Origin of the sequence: Halomonas huangheensis (assembly GCF_001431725.1) — a bacterium.
Classification (GTDB): Bacteria; Pseudomonadota; Gammaproteobacteria; order Pseudomonadales; family Halomonadaceae; genus Halomonas; species Halomonas huangheensis.
The window spans coordinates 4,081,966-4,097,615 of the sequence record NZ_CP013106.1; the positions used below are offsets into that span (position 1 = coordinate 4,081,966).

The 15,650-nt window shown below is 61.2% G+C and carries 17 protein-coding genes and 1 pseudogene; 6 read left to right on the forward strand and 12 right to left on the reverse strand.

Features of this window, described 5'->3' with window-relative positions:
* Positions 1 to 291: 291 nt before the first annotated feature.
* Genes AR456_RS17640 through AR456_RS17655 form a run of 4 tightly spaced genes read left to right on the forward strand, consistent with a single transcriptional unit; the run spans position 292 to position 4,496 of the window.
* Positions 292 to 1,284 carry a TRAP transporter substrate-binding protein gene (locus tag AR456_RS17640; RefSeq protein ID WP_021817995.1) on the forward strand — a complete coding sequence of 331 codons (993 nt, stop codon included), beginning with the start codon at positions 292 to 294 and terminating at the stop codon, positions 1,282 to 1,284.
* Entirely contained in the window at positions 1,284 to 1,868 is a 585-nt protein-coding gene (locus AR456_RS17645; protein WP_021817994.1) for a TRAP transporter small permease, read from the forward strand. Before AR456_RS17640 ends, AR456_RS17645 begins: the two co-directional genes overlap by 1 nt.
* A complete protein-coding gene (locus tag AR456_RS17650; protein ID WP_021817993.1) occupies positions 1,865 to 3,124 on the forward strand; it encodes a TRAP transporter large permease in 1,260 nt (419 codons plus the stop codon). The genes AR456_RS17645 and AR456_RS17650 overlap by 4 nt, the downstream gene beginning before the upstream one ends.
* A 13-nt stretch (positions 3,125 to 3,137) precedes the next feature.
* Positions 3,138 to 4,496 carry an NAD(P)H-dependent oxidoreductase gene (locus tag AR456_RS17655; RefSeq protein ID WP_021817992.1) on the forward strand — a complete coding sequence of 453 codons (1,359 nt, stop codon included), beginning with the start codon at positions 3,138 to 3,140 and terminating at the stop codon, positions 4,494 to 4,496.
* A 114-nt stretch (positions 4,497 to 4,610) separates the two neighbouring features.
* Here the strand turns inward: AR456_RS17655 and AR456_RS21840 are convergent.
* The 3 genes and pseudogenes from AR456_RS21840 to AR456_RS17670 all read right to left on the reverse strand — a co-directional run bounded on the left by AR456_RS21840 (position 4,611) and on the right by AR456_RS17670 (position 6,017).
* Positions 4,611 to 4,870: pseudogene (locus AR456_RS21840) on the reverse strand (type II toxin-antitoxin system RelE/ParE family toxin).
* Positions 4,871 to 5,062 (reverse strand): type II toxin-antitoxin system RelB family antitoxin, encoded by a 192-nt coding sequence (relB, locus tag AR456_RS17665; RefSeq protein ID WP_021817990.1) that lies wholly within the window; start codon positions 5,060 to 5,062, stop codon positions 4,871 to 4,873. It lies immediately after the preceding pseudogene.
* A 58-nt stretch (positions 5,063 to 5,120) separates the two neighbouring features.
* The gene (locus AR456_RS17670; RefSeq protein ID WP_021817989.1) at positions 5,121 to 6,017 is read right to left on the reverse strand and encodes a LysR family transcriptional regulator; all 897 of its coding nucleotides are present in this window, start codon (positions 6,015 to 6,017) and stop codon (positions 5,121 to 5,123) included.
* 121 nt (positions 6,018 to 6,138) lie between these two features.
* Here AR456_RS17670 and AR456_RS17675 point away from each other — a divergent pair, with 121 nt between their 5' ends.
* Complete coding sequence (locus AR456_RS17675) at positions 6,139 to 6,885, forward strand: NAD(P)H-dependent oxidoreductase (protein WP_021817988.1); 747 nt, start codon at positions 6,139 to 6,141, stop codon at positions 6,883 to 6,885.
* Positions 6,886 to 6,981: 96 nt separating this feature from the next.
* Here the strand turns inward: AR456_RS17675 and AR456_RS17680 are convergent, their stop codons facing one another.
* From AR456_RS17680 to AR456_RS17710, 7 genes are all read right to left on the reverse strand, one after another.
* Positions 6,982 to 7,755 carry a 1,6-dihydroxycyclohexa-2,4-diene-1-carboxylate dehydrogenase gene (locus AR456_RS17680; protein WP_021817987.1) on the reverse strand — a complete coding sequence of 258 codons (774 nt, stop codon included), beginning with the start codon at positions 7,753 to 7,755 and terminating at the stop codon, positions 6,982 to 6,984.
* A 37-nt stretch (positions 7,756 to 7,792) separates the two neighbouring features.
* Complete coding sequence (gene benC / locus AR456_RS17685) at positions 7,793 to 8,794, reverse strand: benzoate 1,2-dioxygenase electron transfer component BenC (RefSeq protein ID WP_021817986.1); 1,002 nt, start codon at positions 8,792 to 8,794, stop codon at positions 7,793 to 7,795.
* Positions 8,795 to 8,864: 70 nt separating this feature from the next.
* Complete coding sequence (gene benB / locus AR456_RS17690) at positions 8,865 to 9,353, reverse strand: benzoate 1,2-dioxygenase small subunit (RefSeq protein WP_021817985.1); 489 nt, start codon at positions 9,351 to 9,353, stop codon at positions 8,865 to 8,867.
* Between the two features lie 26 nt (positions 9,354 to 9,379).
* Positions 9,380 to 10,744 carry a Rieske 2Fe-2S domain-containing protein gene (locus AR456_RS17695; RefSeq protein WP_021817984.1) on the reverse strand — a complete coding sequence of 455 codons (1,365 nt, stop codon included), beginning with the start codon at positions 10,742 to 10,744 and terminating at the stop codon, positions 9,380 to 9,382.
* A 63-nt stretch (positions 10,745 to 10,807) separates the two neighbouring features.
* Positions 10,808 to 11,764, reverse strand: coding sequence for a catechol 1,2-dioxygenase (catA, locus tag AR456_RS17700; protein ID WP_021817983.1), 957 nt, complete (start codon positions 11,762 to 11,764; stop codon positions 10,808 to 10,810).
* Between the two features lie 59 nt (positions 11,765 to 11,823).
* Complete coding sequence (gene catC / locus AR456_RS17705) at positions 11,824 to 12,114, reverse strand: muconolactone Delta-isomerase (RefSeq protein ID WP_021817982.1); 291 nt, start codon at positions 12,112 to 12,114, stop codon at positions 11,824 to 11,826.
* Positions 12,115 to 12,140: 26 nt separating this feature from the next.
* Entirely contained in the window at positions 12,141 to 13,256 is a 1,116-nt protein-coding gene (locus tag AR456_RS17710; RefSeq protein WP_021817981.1) for a muconate cycloisomerase family protein, read from the reverse strand.
* 197 nt (positions 13,257 to 13,453) lie between these two features.
* Here AR456_RS17710 and AR456_RS17715 point away from each other — a divergent pair, with 197 nt between their 5' ends.
* Entirely contained in the window at positions 13,454 to 14,356 is a 903-nt protein-coding gene (locus tag AR456_RS17715; protein ID WP_021817980.1) for a LysR family transcriptional regulator, read from the forward strand.
* Between the two features lie 16 nt (positions 14,357 to 14,372).
* On the opposite strand, the gene AR456_RS17720 is transcribed toward AR456_RS17715, so the two are convergent.
* Together AR456_RS17720 and pcaG are read right to left on the reverse strand one after the other, a co-directional pair.
* On the reverse strand, positions 14,373 to 14,885 hold the full coding sequence (locus AR456_RS17720; RefSeq protein WP_021817979.1) for a GNAT family N-acetyltransferase: 513 nt from the start codon (positions 14,883 to 14,885) through the stop codon (positions 14,373 to 14,375).
* Positions 14,886 to 15,006: 121 nt separating this feature from the next.
* On the reverse strand, positions 15,007 to 15,642 hold the full coding sequence (pcaG, locus tag AR456_RS17725) for a protocatechuate 3,4-dioxygenase subunit alpha (protein WP_021817978.1): 636 nt from the start codon (positions 15,640 to 15,642) through the stop codon (positions 15,007 to 15,009).
* Positions 15,643 to 15,650: the final 8 nt, after the last annotated feature.

A 15,650-nucleotide genomic window follows, 5' to 3' on the forward strand; every position in this document is an offset into this window, starting at 1 on the left:
TTCTTCACATTAAGCTACACCAGGCTGATCAGGTGTGACACTGCGAGGCTGCAAAGCCTGCTACCCGGAATGTGCTACCCGGAATGTTTCACCTGATGGAAAGGACTGACACGGCAGAGAATTTCATGGACGGAAATTCATGTCGCCAGCGGGCAAGCCGCCTCCGTCACACAAGCGCACGCAGGCACGCTCAACGACACAAGACCAGTCATACAAGACCAACAACACAAGATCGGCTGCGAGGCTGAATTCACTACCCACAATGCCTCGAACCCGACAGGAGTCCACGCCATGAAGCCTTCTCTACTTATGCTTTCCATCCTGACCACCGCTGTCCTGACCAGCGCCACGCTGGCAGCCAATGCGGAAGCCCGCGAACTGCGCCTGGGGCACGCCTCCACCGAAACCAACCCTCGCCACGATGCGGCTCTATTCTTTGCCGAGCGCGTCGAGGATCTCTCGGGGGGCGATCTGACCGTCTCGGTCAGCAGCAATGCCCAGCTGGGTGACGATGTGGAAATGATGACCGGCCTGCGTCTCGGCAGCCTCGATCTGTCGATCAGCAGTCAGGGCGCCCTGGCGAGTATCGTCGAGGAAGCCACCCTGATCGGCCTGCCCTTCCTGTTCGATGATTCACGTGCCGCCTGGCAGGTACTGGATGGTGAAGTGGGTCAATCGCTGGCTGACATGGCCGCCGACAACGGCATCGAGGTACTGGGCTGGTGGGACAACGGCATTCGCCTGATCACCAACAACGTGCATCCCGTGGTCGAGCCGGACGACCTGCGTGGTCTGAAGATCCGTATTCCTCAGGACCCGATGGCCACCGATATCTTCTCCACCCTGGGCGCCAACCCGGTGCCGATCCCCTTTGCCGAGACCTATGTGGCTCTGCAGCAGGGCGTGGCCGATGGCCAGGAGAATCCGGCGGTCAATATCTACTCGCAGAAGTTTCATGAGGTACAGAAGTACCTGTCACTGTCCCATCACAAGTATGAGTTCCTGCCCTTCCTCGCCAGCCAGTTGACCTGGCAGACCCTGAGCCCGGAGCAGCAGGATATCCTGCGTCAGGCGGGGCGCGAGGCGACCGAGTTCCAGCGCAACAATGCCTATGAGGAAAATGCCCAGCGCCTGGCGGAAATCGAGGCCTCCGGCACCGAGGTCAGCGAGGTCGATACCGCCGCCTTCCAGCAGGCTGTGCAGCCGGTGTACGAGAAGTGGCAGCAGAAGTATCCCGACTTCGTCGCCCAACTGACCGCTGCCGCTGAAGAGGCCAGTGAGTGATGTCGAGCCTCGATATCGACACCAGCCGGGAGGCCGCTCCCGTGCTGGTGGTGGCCCAACGCATCGATCGCGGCATCCTGTTGACGGCCCAGATCGTCGGTCTGCTGGTGATGGTGGCGCTGTTCGTCGCGGTCTTTGCCGGGGTGCTGCTGCGCTACCTCAGCGACCACGGGGCCGCCTGGGTCAATGAGCTGCCCTATCTGCTGTTTCCCTGGTTGTGTGCCAGCGGCATCGTGATCGCCGCTCAGGTCGGCGCGCATATTGTGGTGGAGTTTCTGCGTCACGGCCTGCCCAGTGCCAAGGCACGCTGGCTGATCATTGGTACCGAGGCGCTGGCCGTGGGCCTGTTCGGCTATCTTGCCTGGCACGGCACCACCCTGATCCGAATCACGTCCAGCGAACACTACCCGACCCTGGGGCTGACCACCGCCTGGGCCTACAGCGCCCTGGTCATCACCTGTGCGCTGCTGGCCGTCACCGCCTTGACCAGCATCGTACTGGCACTGCTGTCACAGCGGGCACCGACGGCACTGCGTCAATCGCCCTGGAGTGAATCATCCACCGCCGAGGAGGCACTGCCATGACCATCACCATGCTGGTGGGCTTTGCGCTGTTGATGATACTGGGGTTGCCGGTGGGCTATGCCCTGATCTTCAGTGCCAGCGTGGCACTGGTGGTCATCGGCGACCTGCCGAGCACCGTGGTGCTGCTCAAGGTATTCCAGCCCTTGCAGAACTTCGTGCTGATCGCGATTCCGTTCTTCATCCTCTCCGGAGCACTGATGATGACCGGCTCGCTGGGACAGAACCTGATCGCCTTCGCTACCCGTCTGGTGGGTCGCTTTCATGGCGGCCTGGGGCAGGTCAACGTAGCGGGATCAGCGCTGTTCGGGGGTGTCTCCGGCTCGGCAGTGGCGGATGCCTCGGCCATCGGCGGCATGCTGATTCCATGGATGACTCGTGAAGGCTATCCAGCATCCCTGTCGGCGGCCATCACCGCCTCGTCGTCGATCATCTCGGTGCTGATTCCGCCGTCGATACCGCTGATCCTCTACGCCACGGTCTCCAATGAATCCGTCGCCGGGCTCTTCCTCGCCGGAGTGATTCCCGGTCTGCTGCTGGTGGTGGGCATGGCGCTGGTGTGCTGGGTGATGGGCTATACCCGCAAGCTGCCGCTGTTCCATGGCGAGGACGGAGCACCATCCCTGGCCAGAGCCCTGTTCACGGCACTCCCCGCCATCTCGTTGCCGTTGTTGATCGTGGTATTGCTGCGCTTCGGTATCGCGACTCCCACCGAAGTCAGCGTGATGGCCGTGGCCTACGCCCTGCTGCTGCGGCTGGTGGTCTACCGCGATCTGACCCGGCAGGCGCTGGTCACCAGCCTGATCGCCACACTGATCACCACCGGTGTGGTCATGATCGTGATCGCTGCCTCCAACCTGGTGGGCTTCGTGCTGGCCTTCGAACATGTGCCACAGCGTGTCTCCGAGTGGGCACTGGCGGCGTTCAGCGATCCCTGGCAGATCATCCTGATGATGAATCTGGCAATGCTGGTGGTAGGCATGTTCATCGATCTGTCGGCGGCCATTCTGCTGCTCGCGCCCTTGTTCGTGACCATCGCCAACGCCATCGGCCTCAACCTGACCCAGCTCGGCGTGATGATGACGATCAACCTCGCCATCGGCCTGTTCACGCCGCCGGTGGGCACCACGCTGTTCATCTCCTCGGCCATCGCCCGGGTCAATGTCGGCTCCGTGGCCCGCGAACTCTGGCCCTTCTATCTGGTTGCCATGGCGGTATTGCTGCTGGTGGCTTTCGTTCCCTTCATTACCCTGCAATAAGAGACACGACACTATGAACCTGTACCCCAAACTCCAGGCACTGGCCGCCTCCGGCAACCCTATCCGTGTGGGCCTGATCGGCTCAGGCAAGTTCGGCTCGATGTTCCTGTCCCAGGTACGCCATATTCCCGGCATGCATCTGCTGGGTATCGCCGACCTGGCGCGCGAGCGTGCCGTCGCCGCCCTGCACAACACCGGTTGGGATACCGACAGCGCCGTCACCAACTCCTTCGATGATGCCCTGCGCAGTGGCCGTACCTGCCTGACCGAAGATGCCGAAGAGCTGATTCGCTGCGAACAGCTCGATGTGCTGATCGATGCCACAGGCAACCCGGCGGCGGGGATTCGCCATGCCCTGCTGGCACAGGATCACGGCAAGCATATGGTGATGGTCAACGTCGAAGCCGATGTGCTCGCCGGCGGCTATCTGGTCGAGCAGTTCAACAAGGCCGGACTGGTGTACTCCATGGCCTACGGCGACCAACCGGCGCTGGTCTGCGAGATGATCGACTGGGCGCGCACCTGCGGCTTCCGCGTGGTCGCTGCGGGCAAGGGCACCAAGTACCTGCCCAGCTACACCGCCTCGACGCCGGATACCGTCTGGGATCACTATGGCCTGAGCCCGGAAGAGGCCGCGAAGGGCGGCATGAACCCGCAGATGTTCAATTCCTTCCTCGATGGCACCAAGTCGGCCATCGAAATGGCCGCCATCTCCAACGCCTCCGGGCTGCTGGCGCCTCGCGATGGCCTGAGCTTCCCGCCGGTGGGAGTGCATGATCTGCCGCAGATCCTCAAGCCTCGTGCCCATGGCGGCATCCTCGAAGAGGCCGGAATGGTCGAGGTCATTTCCAGCGAGGAACGCGATGGCCGCCATGTGTTCGGCGACCTGCGCTGGGGGGTCTACATCACCTTCGAAGCCAGTGACAGCGAAGGTCTGGGCGCGGAATACGTGCGCCGCTGCTTCCGCGAATATCAGGTCATGACCGACCGCTCCGGGCGCTATGCCACCCTGTTCCGCCCCTCACATCTGATTGGTCTGGAACTCGGGGTCAGTGTCGCCAATGCGGCGATCCGCAATGAGCCCACCGGCACCCCGCTAGCCTTCAAGTCCGACGTAGTGGCGGTGGCCAAGCGAGCGCTCAAGGCCGGAGAGATGCTGGATGGCGAAGGCGGCTATACCGTCTGGGGCCGTATCGCCCGCGCCGAGGACTCACTGGCGATGGGCGGCCTGCCGATTGGCCTTGCCCACAACATGCCGCTCAAGCGTGATGTACCGGAAGGCCAGGTGGTCACCTGGCAGGATGTCGAGGCCAATGACAGCCAGGCGGTCAATATTCGCCGCGCCATGGAAGATATGTTCCGCAGCCGTTGAGCCAGCAGCGAAGGATTGCACCAACAGCAGAGATGGAATAATCAGCGGAGATGGGTTCGCCCTTCTCCGCCATCATGCCTTTCAACCCGAGACCGGCATGACCATAGCCCCTTTTCAGGGATACTCCTGCCGTGCGTGAAGCACATCCACGATGGCGATATGATCGGACGCTACGCGGTAGATCACCAGGTAATCAGGGTGTAAACAACTTCCCGCGTTCCGAGGACACGCCCGGGACGATAGAGATAGGGATGTTCGGGCAGTGTCTCGGCAGCCGCCTCAATGGCACTGGCGAGCATATCGGCAGCATCAGGATTGTGTTCACTCAGGTACGCGGCGATTCTTCCAAGGCATCCAATGCACGCGTACGCCATTCACCCGGCAGCATGGCGACGTTTTTTTGCCTCGATCAGTGCCCTGACCCTTGCCATCGCCTCGTCATGTGGAATATTAGGGCGCGGGTCGTCCAGGCTGCGCTGTATACGCTCCCGAAACCAGCGATCATAGCTGTCCGCCTGCTCCTGGGTTTCAAACTCGCTGATACGTGGATCCAGTGGGGTACTCATACACTGTCCTCCTTTTACTCCCTACCAGTGTAACCGCCATCGCGCCATGTATCGTGGCTCAGTCCGAGCCGCCGTCAAGCGGGCCAGGTATTCTCGAACGCAAAGCTTCGGCGACATGATCGAGGAATACTCGAATACGGGTGACGCGGCGCAGGTCCTCGTGCGCCAACAGCCACAGATCGATGGCCAATTCATCCAGCGGCTCCCCGATCCGCTGCAACTGCGTGTCCGGCTCTGCGAGATAACAGGGCAGTATCGCTGCACCGAGCCCCTGACGCACGGCATCCCGACGCCCCAGCAGACTGTCACAGCGATAACGGACCTGCCCCTCGGGGATATGCTTCATCCAGGCCGCCAACTGAGCGTCGTCCGGGCGCAGGCCCTGATCCACCCAGACCCTGTCCTGCGGTGACACTCCTCCATCAGCAACATCGTCGTGCGCTATATAGATGGCCTGCTGCAAGCTGCCGACACGGCGTCCGATCAGAGCCTCGGGAGGAGTGTTGGAGGGGCGGATGGCGACATCGGCATCGCGAGCCGCCAGGTCGAAGCGACGATTGGACACCGATACCTCGAGCACCACATCGGGATGCAGTGACTGGAATGCGGCGAACACCGGCGTCAACATGCCGCCCAGCAGCGTATCGGTGGTGGTCACACGGATCACACCCGCCAGACGCTGATCACGCCCCGCCACACGGCGCGTCGCCCCATCCACTTCCAGGGCGATACGCTCGGCAGTCTGCGCCAGGTCGTCTCCGGCCAGCGTCGGGCTGTAGCCACTCGGCCCTCGCTCGAAAAGCACCACGCCCAGCCGCTGCTCGATCCTCGCCAGACGCCGGAACACCGTGGCATGGCTGACATCGAGCTGTCGTGCCGCCGCGGATAACGACCCTGATTGAGCAATGGCCAGAATGGTATGCAGGTCGTTCCACTCCAGCATCTGTTCATGCATATGATCGTTCTCTCGACACCAAACTGTTCGTTTTTGCAATACCTATTTGCATCTATGAGGAATTATATTGCAATAGCGAACAGTCTAGTGTGATGCACATTCACTGCAAGGGAGCACCGCCATGAATGTGCTGATCGTGTACTGCCACCCGGAACCGCAATCCTTCAATGCGGCACTGAAGAACATTGCGGTCCAGAGTCTCATCGAACTGGGCCATGAGGTGGACGTTTGCGACCTCTACGCCGAAGGCTTCGACCCCGTTGAGCATCCGCGTCACTATCAGAGCAGACGCGATGATCAGCGGTTTCTGCCGCTCAACGAACAGCGCCATGCCTTCGATAACCGCCAGCTTGCTGCAGATATCGACCACCAGATCGCACGCCTGCAATGGGCCGATCTGGTGATATTGCAGTTTCCACTCTGGTGGCACGCGCAACCCGCCATGCTCAAGGGCTGGTTCGACCGAGTGATGGTCTACGGTGGCCTGTATTCCGGCAGTCGCCGCTACGACCGAGGAGTGCTGCGCGGCAAGCGCGCCATCTGTTCCGTGACCACTGGCTCACCGGAGGCAGCCTTTGGCCCCTTCGGGCGCGGCGGGGATATCTCACGCCTGATGTATCCCATTCACTGCTCGCTCTACTACCTGGGCTTCGAGGTCCTGCCGCCGCAGCTGTCCTTCGGTGTTCAGGGCGGTGGACTCAGCTACCAGGCGGAAGATCACTTTCAACAGCACCTGGAAACGCTCAAGGATGACTGGCAGATGCGTCTGCCGCGGCTCGAAAGTGAAGCGCCGATTCCGTTTAGCGGTTGGGATGACTGGGATGAGCAAGGCGTACTCGGGCTGCGCCACCCTCAACGCTGGCTTTAGGCCCTATACGAAAGCGCCAAGTCCCGAGCGGATTCCAGACACAAGAAGGACCCGGGCAATACCCGGGCCAAGGAGGATTCTGTCAGGGGAGAAGCGTCAGCCGGGATCGCCGCCGGCAACCGGCAGGATGCTGCCGGTGATGTAGCTGGCCTCGTCGGAGGCGAGGAACAGGATCGGGCCGACCTGCTCGTCCAGGTTGCCATAACGATGCATCAGGCTCGATGTCAGGGTCTGATCGACCAACTGCTGATACCAGACCTGATCCTGTTCGCTCTGCGGCTCGCTATTGCGTGGTGTCAGCCTCGGCGGCGCTTCGGTGCCGCCCGGTGCCGTAGCATTGACGCGCACGCCCTGCTCCGCCATCTCGATGGCCAGAGTGACCGTCAATGCATTTACACCACCCTTGGCCGAGGCATAGGGCACCCGGTTGACGCCACGAGTGGCAACCGATGACACATTGACGATATTGCCGCCGCTCTCGATCAGATAAGGCAAGGCGGCATGACAACACCATAAGGTCGGAAACAGTGAGCGGCGCACCTCAGCCTCGATCTGCTGGGGTTGATAATGTGTATATGGCTGGGCCCAGATGGTGCCACCAACATTATTGACCAGCACATCGAGACGCCCGAAATGCTGATACGCCTGACGCAGTGCGTCATCGGCTCCGCTCCAGGTTTCCAGATCCGCGTTGAGCGCCAGCACCCTGGTGCCCTGTTGTTCAAGCTCTGCCGCCAGCGCGTGCACATGTTCGGCACGATCGACCAGCGCCAGGCTGGCGCCTTCCTCGGCGGCACGTTCGGCGAGACGCCGCCCGATACCCTGGGCGGCACCGGTGATCAGCATGACCTTGTTATCGAATCGACGCATGGGACTGCCCTTGGTATGGCCTCACGGTGTGTGAGGCTCAGTTGGGAGTGAACTTCTCATAGTGAAAACTGGCCGGGGTGATGCCCTGGCCGTCGAAGTGCTTGAGCACCGCATCGACCATTGGCGGCGGCCCGCACAGGTAGACATCGACGTCACCGTCATGAAGCACTGCCGGATCCATATGGTGGGTCACGTAGCCCTTGAGCGGGTGCGCGCTCTGCTCGTCCGCGACCACTGACACATAATCGAAGTCGAGTGCCTCGCGGGCGGCATCCAACTCCTCGCACTTGACCAGGTGATCATCCCGAGTCACGCCATAGATCATGCGAACCGGTTGATCGCAGCCGCTGGCTCGCAGTTGCTTGAGCATCGACAGGAAGGGCGCCAGCCCGGTGCCACCCGCCAGCATCAGGATCGGGCGCTGCACTGCACGCAGATAGAAGCTGCCCATCGGCCCGGCTACGGTCATCGCATCACCGGGAGCCGCGCCATTGGTCAGATAGCCGCTCATCACACCACCAGGGACGTTGCGGATCAGGAAACTGGCCCGCGAGGAGCCCGGCAGTGAGCTGAACGAGTAGGAGCGATGTACGTCCTGCCCCGGTACCTGCAGGTGCACATACTGCCCCGGCAGAAAACCCAGACCTTCGCCATCGATATCGATCTCGACCTCGATGCTGTCCTCGGACAGCGGCTCGATGCAGGCGACCCTGGCCTGATGGCTGCCGACACCGGTCTTGCACAGGGTCGAGGCCACGGGCACCTGAATCACGCAGTCGGACGATGGCACCATCTGGCAGGTCAGCACCATGCCGCCTGCGGCTTCCTCATCGGTCAGTGCTTCATCGAGAAACTCCTCGCCCAGTTCGAACTCGCCCTGATCGCAATGGCACTTGCAGGTGCCACAGACGCCATCCGAGCAGTCCATGGGCAGGTTGACCTTGTGGCGATAGGCAGCATCCAGCACCGTCTCGCCGGCGTTGCATTCGATAAAGCGCGATACTCCATCCTCGAAGTTGAGCGCAATGGAATAACTCATGTCTGTTGTCCTCCCCCACTTGCCCAGGCCTGCCGACGACCGGCAAGGCGCTGCACGCGTGGACACGCACTCAGATGTGATAGACGTCGATCACCTGGTGGATATAGTCGTTGTTGAGCTGCACCGTCTTGGCGGCGATCAGCGGTTGTTCGCCGGACACATCCAGTTGATAGAAGGACGCACCGAAATAGCTGTCGGTCTGCTTGTAGCGATGGCTGAGGGTGTGCCAGTTGAAGCGGATCTTCACCTGGTTGCCGTCACGCTCCAGCACCTCGATATTGCTGATCTGGTGGGTGGTGCGCGGCTCCGGGGTACTGGCGCCGCTACGTTCGGTCTTGATGCGATAGACGCGATCCTCCAAACCTTCACGGTTGGGGTAATAGATCAGCGAGATTTCCGACTGCGGGTCCTCGACCAGGCGGTCATCATCGTCCCAGCACGGCATCCAGAAGCTGGCGTCCTTGCGGTAGCACTCCAGCCACTCATCCCACTGGCGGTCATCCAGCAGACGCGCCTCGCGATAGACAAAGGCCTGAATCTGTTCATAGGTAATGGACATGGCATTGGCTCCTCGGTCGATACGGCTCAGGATGCGATGGCGATGTAGTGACTACGCTCACGCTCGATGGCACGCAGCATCTCCTCGACCCAGTGCTTGTGATGCAGCACGTAGAGTCCCTCGTCCTCCGGCGACGCCCCGCTCATCAGCGGCTTCATGTCGATGGCCCGGGCATTGTCGTCGGCGCCCTCGATCCATTGGCTGGCCCCGCGCGACAGGTCGTTCCATTCCGCGAGGCCGCCCTGGTAGCCGTTGTGGCAACTACGGAATTCCTCAAGATCGTCCGGTGTACCCATGCCGCTGACGTTGAAGAAGTCCTCGTACTGGCGGATACGCACACGACGACTCTCGGCGGACTCGCCCTTCGGCGCGAAGCAGTAGATGGTGACTTCGGTACGGTCGACGTCGATGGGGCGCAGCACACGAATCTGGGTCGAGAACTGATCCATCAGATAGACGTTGGGGTAGAGGCACAGGTTACGGGTCTGATTGACGATGGAGTCGGCTCGCGCGGCGCCGAACTGTTGCTCGATCCACTCCCGGCGCTGGTGAACCGGACGCACTTCCGGGTTGAGCAGGCGTGTCCACAGCATCATGTGGCCGTTGTCGTAGGAGTAGAAACCGCCCTGACTCTTCGACCAGCCATCGGCATCGACCGCCTTGGTACCACCGGCATCGTAGTTGCGGCGATCCATGGTCGAGGCATAGTTCCAGTGCACCGTGCTGACGTGGTAGCCATCGGCACCATTCTCGGCCTGCAGCTTCCAGTTGCCGCTGTAGGTGTAGGACGAGGTACCACGCAGGATTTCCAGTCCCTCCGGTGCCTGGTCGACGATGTTGTCGATCACCTTCCTGGTTTCGCCGAGGAACTCCTCGAGCGGCATGACATCCTCGCTGAGGCTGCCGAACAGAAAACCCTTGTAGTTGGCAAAGGTCGGCACGCGCTTGAGGTCATGCGAGCCCTGCTGCTTGAAGCCCTCCGGATAGGCACCGGTCTTCTCATTCTTGGCCTTGAGCAGACGGCCATCGTTCTTGAAGGTCCAACCATGGAACGGGCAGGTGAAGGTGCCCTTGTTGCCACGCTTGCGCCGACACAGGGTCGCACCGCGATGGGCACAGGCATTGATCAACGCATGCAGCTCGCCATCCTTGTCACGGGTGATAAGCACCGGCTGGCGCCCCATGGTCAAGGTGAAGTAATCACCCGGCTCGGGGATCTGGCTCTCGTGAGCCATGAACAGCCAGTTGCCTTCGAAGATGTGCTTCATCTCCAGCTCAAAGAACTCGGGGTCGGTAAACATGCTGCGGTGGCAACGGAAGATGCCGTTCTCGGCGTCATCGACTACCGCTCCACGCACACGAGCTTCGATCTGATCGAGTTTATTGTTCATCAGGTGTCTCCTCTGCCGGGAAGCTGTCCGGTCAAGGTGTTGATTGCATCGATTCGAGTCGTCTCAGGCGTCTTCGAGGGCACGAGGACGCTTGTGGCGCTGCTGCAGCTCGGCGGTTTCGGTGGCTGCCAGCTCGACATCGAACACCACCTCGGTGAAGGGGCCCTCCAGACCGCGCTGCCGAGCTGTCGCGGCATCCTCGATACGTGTGGCTTCCACCACCAGTTCCTCGCGGGTGGCGAAGGCAAAGTCGTCGTAGGTATAGGGATCACCGGCCAGGTTGATCTGGGTGGTCAGGTGGCGATGTCCGGGTGCGGAAATGAAGAAGTGGATATGCGCCGGGCGCTGACCGTGGCGACCCAACAGGTCCAGCACCTGCTGGGTGGGGCTGTCCGGTGGGCAGCCATAGCCGGAGGGGATGATGCTTCGGGCACGATAGCGGCCTTCGTCATCGGTCAGGATGGTGCGCCGCAGGTTGTAGTCGGACTGCGAGGGATCGAAGAACGAGTAGTTGCCATGGCTGTCGGCGTGCCAGATCTCGACCCTGGCGCCACGGATCGGCTGGCCTGAGGTATCGCGGACCTGGCCGCTCAGCCACATGACCTCCGCCTCGGCATCGCTGCCATCGTCCATGCGCGCTTCAGCGTGAGACTCCGGCGCTCCAGCCACATACAACGGCCCTTCGATGGTTCTTGGCGTACCACCGGCAAGACCACGAGCGGCATCGGCAGCATCCATGCGCATATCGAGGTAGTGATCAAAGCCCAGCCCCGGAGCCAGCAGGCCAAACTGGGTGTCCTTGCCCAGCGCATTGAGCACCGAGACGCTCTGCCAGAACTCCTCGGGCGTCACATCGAAGTCATCGATCAGGCGATAGATATCCGACAGCAGGCGATGCAGAATCTGCTTGCCTCGATCACTACCGGCCGACTTGTCGAATCCGCTGACGGTTTTGAGAAAGTCCTGCACTTCACTGCTGTCGAAGATGCGGGGCCCGTGCTGCTGAGTCATGCTGTTCATGTTGCGCTCCTCACGGTATGGCGTGTCATTTGTTGTTATTGCTGCGGAATGTCACCGCTTCAGGAATCGTCCCCGCGGACCGAGGATGGATGCCGACACAGCGGCTTGACGCTGATGTCCATGTACGGGAACAGCGGCAGGTTCGAGACCAGCTCCTGCAATTCCGCGTTGTCCTCGACATCAAAGATACTCACGTTCGAATAGCTACCCGCCACGCGCCACAGATGACGCCACTTGCCGCTGCGTTGCAGCTCCTGCGAATAGGCTTTCTCGGTTGCCTTGATCTCGGCGGCTTTTGCAACAGGCATATCCACCGGCAATTTGACCGTCATTTCCACTTGAAAAAGCATTGGCTCTCTCCTGTTCTCGCCGCGCTTCAGCGCGCAAATTCCCTGAGTCGATCTTCATCCAGCTCGACACCCAGTCCGGGGCCCGATGGCAGCTCAACGCCAAATTCTGCGAAGCGCAGTGGCCGGGTCACGATGTCGTCGGTCAGCAGCAGCGGACCGAACATCTCGGTGCCCCACTGCATGGCCGGAAGAGTGGCCCAGGCGTGCAGTGCCGCGACGCTGCCGATGGTGCCTTCGAGCATGGTGCCGCCATACAGGCCGATGCCCGCCGCCTGAGCGAGGTGTGCCAGCTGCAGGGCACCAGAGGGACCACCGCTCTTGGCGATCTTCAGCGCGAAGGCGCCGCTGAAACCCTGTTTGATCAACGCCAGACCATCGGCGCTGTCCTGCACGCCTTCATCGGCGAGCATCGCCACCTCGAAACGCCGTGACAGGCGCGCCATACCGGCATGCTGGTGGGCGGGGATCGGCTGCTCGATCAATTCCACTCCGGCTTCCTGCAGGGCGGCAATCGCTCGCACCGCGGTGTTTTCATCCCAGGCCTGATTGACATCGACCCGCACGCTGGCGTCATCTCCCAAAGCCGCCTTGATCGCGGCCACATGGCGCAGATCCTCAGCGACAGGGCGCAGCCCGATCTTGAGTTTGAAATCACGGTGGCGACGCTCATCAACCAGCCGTTGGGCTTCCTCGATATCACGCTCGGTATCGCCGCTGGCCAGCGTCCACAACACTGGTAGATGGCTGTGACGATCTCCGCCCAGCAAGGTGGCGACCGATACTCCAAGGCGTTTGCCCTGAGCGTCCAACAACGCGGTCTCGAGGGCCGACTTGGCAATCGCATTGCCCTTCGCCACCTTGTTCAGCCGCGCCATCAGCAGATTGATGTTGCTGGCATCCTCGCCAACCAGGACTGGGGCGAGATAGGTATCGAGATTGACCTTCATGCTTTCCGGGCTTTCCGGGCCATAACTCAGTCCACCGATGGTGGTCGCCTCACCGAGCCCTTCGATGCCATCGGCGCAGCGCAGGCGAACGATCACCATGGTCTGGGTGGCCATGGTGGCCATCGACAGCTTGTGCGGACGGATGGTCGGCAGATCGACCAGCAGCGTCTCGATGGATTCGATCAAACAGGACATTGACGTTACTCCTGACGGGCTTGGCCTGACGGGCACTGGAGAGGACATCCCGCCATCTGCCATCAACCACCATTGCCATGGGGCGAGGCTGCCTATCGGTCGGTGGCGGTGTTGTCCTCGGAACTGCTCGCATTCTGGTTGCGGGAGCGGGCGCCAACCAATATGGTTTGAGTGCCATACCATACCCAGGAGGTATCATGGAGCTTCGTCATCTACGCTACTTTCGTGCCGCTGCAGAAGAGTTGAACATCACGCGAGCAGCACAGCGCCTGCATATGGCACAGCCACCACTGACTAGACAAATCAATCAGTTGGAAGAGGAACTTGGAGCAAAGCTGTTCGAGCGCGGCCCACGAGGACTGACCCTGACCCCGGCAGGGCAGTTCTTCTACGAGCACTCGTTGCAGATACTTGAAAAGTTGGACACCACCGTCACCGCGGTACGCCGGATGGTGCGGCACAACCGCGAGCTGTTCGGCATTGGCTTCGTGCCCTCGCTGTTCTACGGCCAGTTGCCGCTGCTGGTGCGTGGGTTACGACAAAAGGACGATGTGGAACTGACGCTGGCCGAGATGACCACCGTCGAACAGGTCCAGGCGCTGAAGGCCGGACGTATCGATATAGGCTTCGGTCGTCTGCGCATCGATGACCCGGAAGTCGAGCAGGAAGTGTTGTTCGAGGAACCGATGATGGCAGCAGTGCCTGTCGGCCATCCGCTGGATGGCAGCATGCCGACGCTGGAAGAACTGGCTCAGTATCCGCTGGTGCTCTACCCCGCCAGCCCGCGGCCGAGTCTGGCCGATATCGTACTGGGGTTATTCAGGAGACGCGGGCTCAAGGTCGAGGTCGCCCAGGAAGCCCACGAGATGCAGACCGCGCTGGGGCTGGTGGTCTCTCACTTCGGCATTACCCTGGTGCCGGAGCAGGTCAAACGTCAGAATCGCGATGGCATCAGCTACCTGTATCTCGCCGAGAAGCACATCACCTCGCCCATCGTCTGTAGCCGTCGACGTGGTGAAGTTCCCAGCGAAACCATGAAGGAAGCCAACGCCATCCTCAAGGTATTGGTCGAGAACCGTATCAGCGGGAAGTATCCGTGAACGTGCCGCAGGCGTATCAGAGTGGCAGGGCCATCGCGCAGCGACTGTCCCTGCGGAAGCCATGGGCGACCTCAGTATCAAGGGTGTTGCGCAAGACCGCCGACAGTTCATGGTCCTCGAGGATGCGAAATCCCAGGCGGGCGTAGAACGGCGCATTCCAGGCGATATCACGAAAGGTGGTCAGGGTCAGCTCTACCACACCCTGCTGCCGCGCCACCTCGATCACATGCTGCATCAGCGCACGCCCCAATCCCTGACGCTGGCGATCGGCATGCACCGCCAGTTCCTCGATATGCAGGCCATCCTCGCCAGGCCGCACGGCGATGAAGGCACATGGCCGGTCGTGCTCATCAGCCACCACCCAACACTGCCCAATCCTCAGTAATTGCCGATGCTGCGCCTCGGAAAGCACAGCATCATCGGCAACCCACGCAAGCTCCGGAATTACCAGGAAAGCCTGGCCCGCCGAGCTCTCGATCATGGGAAGATCGGGGATATCGCAATATCGAGTCGCACGAATACTGATCACGGAACCCTCTCCATAGCTGAGCACGAATTGAAGCCACGACTATCAGGCATCGAGACAGGCAGCGTAAAGGCAATGGGGCCAGGCACACACTGGCGCTGGCCCCATCGGGTGTGTCATTCACTCAGTAGTCGAAGAATACCGTCTCACCTTCACCCTGCAGCACGATATCCAGGCGGTAGCGCGTGCCACCGGATTCATCCGACTCCCTGCAGGCAATCAAGGTCTGGCGGCGCATTGGTGATTCGACGGCATTGAGCACCGGGCATTGGGCATTGGCCTCGCTCTCATCCTCGAAATACAACCGCGTCTGCAGTTGAATGTTCACGCCACGGGCAAACACCGCCAGATTGATGTGCGGTGCCATGATCTTGCCATCGGCGCGAGAAATGGCGCCAGGCTTGATGGTGTGCAGCGTCCACTCACTGTTGCCTTCAGCGGTGGTTGCGGTGCGCCCGAAACTGTTGAAGTTTGCCTGACTGTCATACACGGGTTGATAGTCACCGTTGCCATCGGCCTGCCAGGCTTCGAGCAAGGCATCACGCACCAGGTCGCCGTTGCCGTCGATCACCCGACCAACCACGGTGATGCGCTCGCCATCCGCGCTGTCGCTGGCCATGCGATTCCAGATTTCGTCATCGCGCTCGGGCAGGCCAGCGACATCCAGCGCCAGACCGATATGTACGTAAGGCCCTGCGGTCTGGGACGCGGTCTCGCGCAGCATCAACTCGGCGGTAGGCTTGAAATTAGGCTGTTCCATGGTCATCT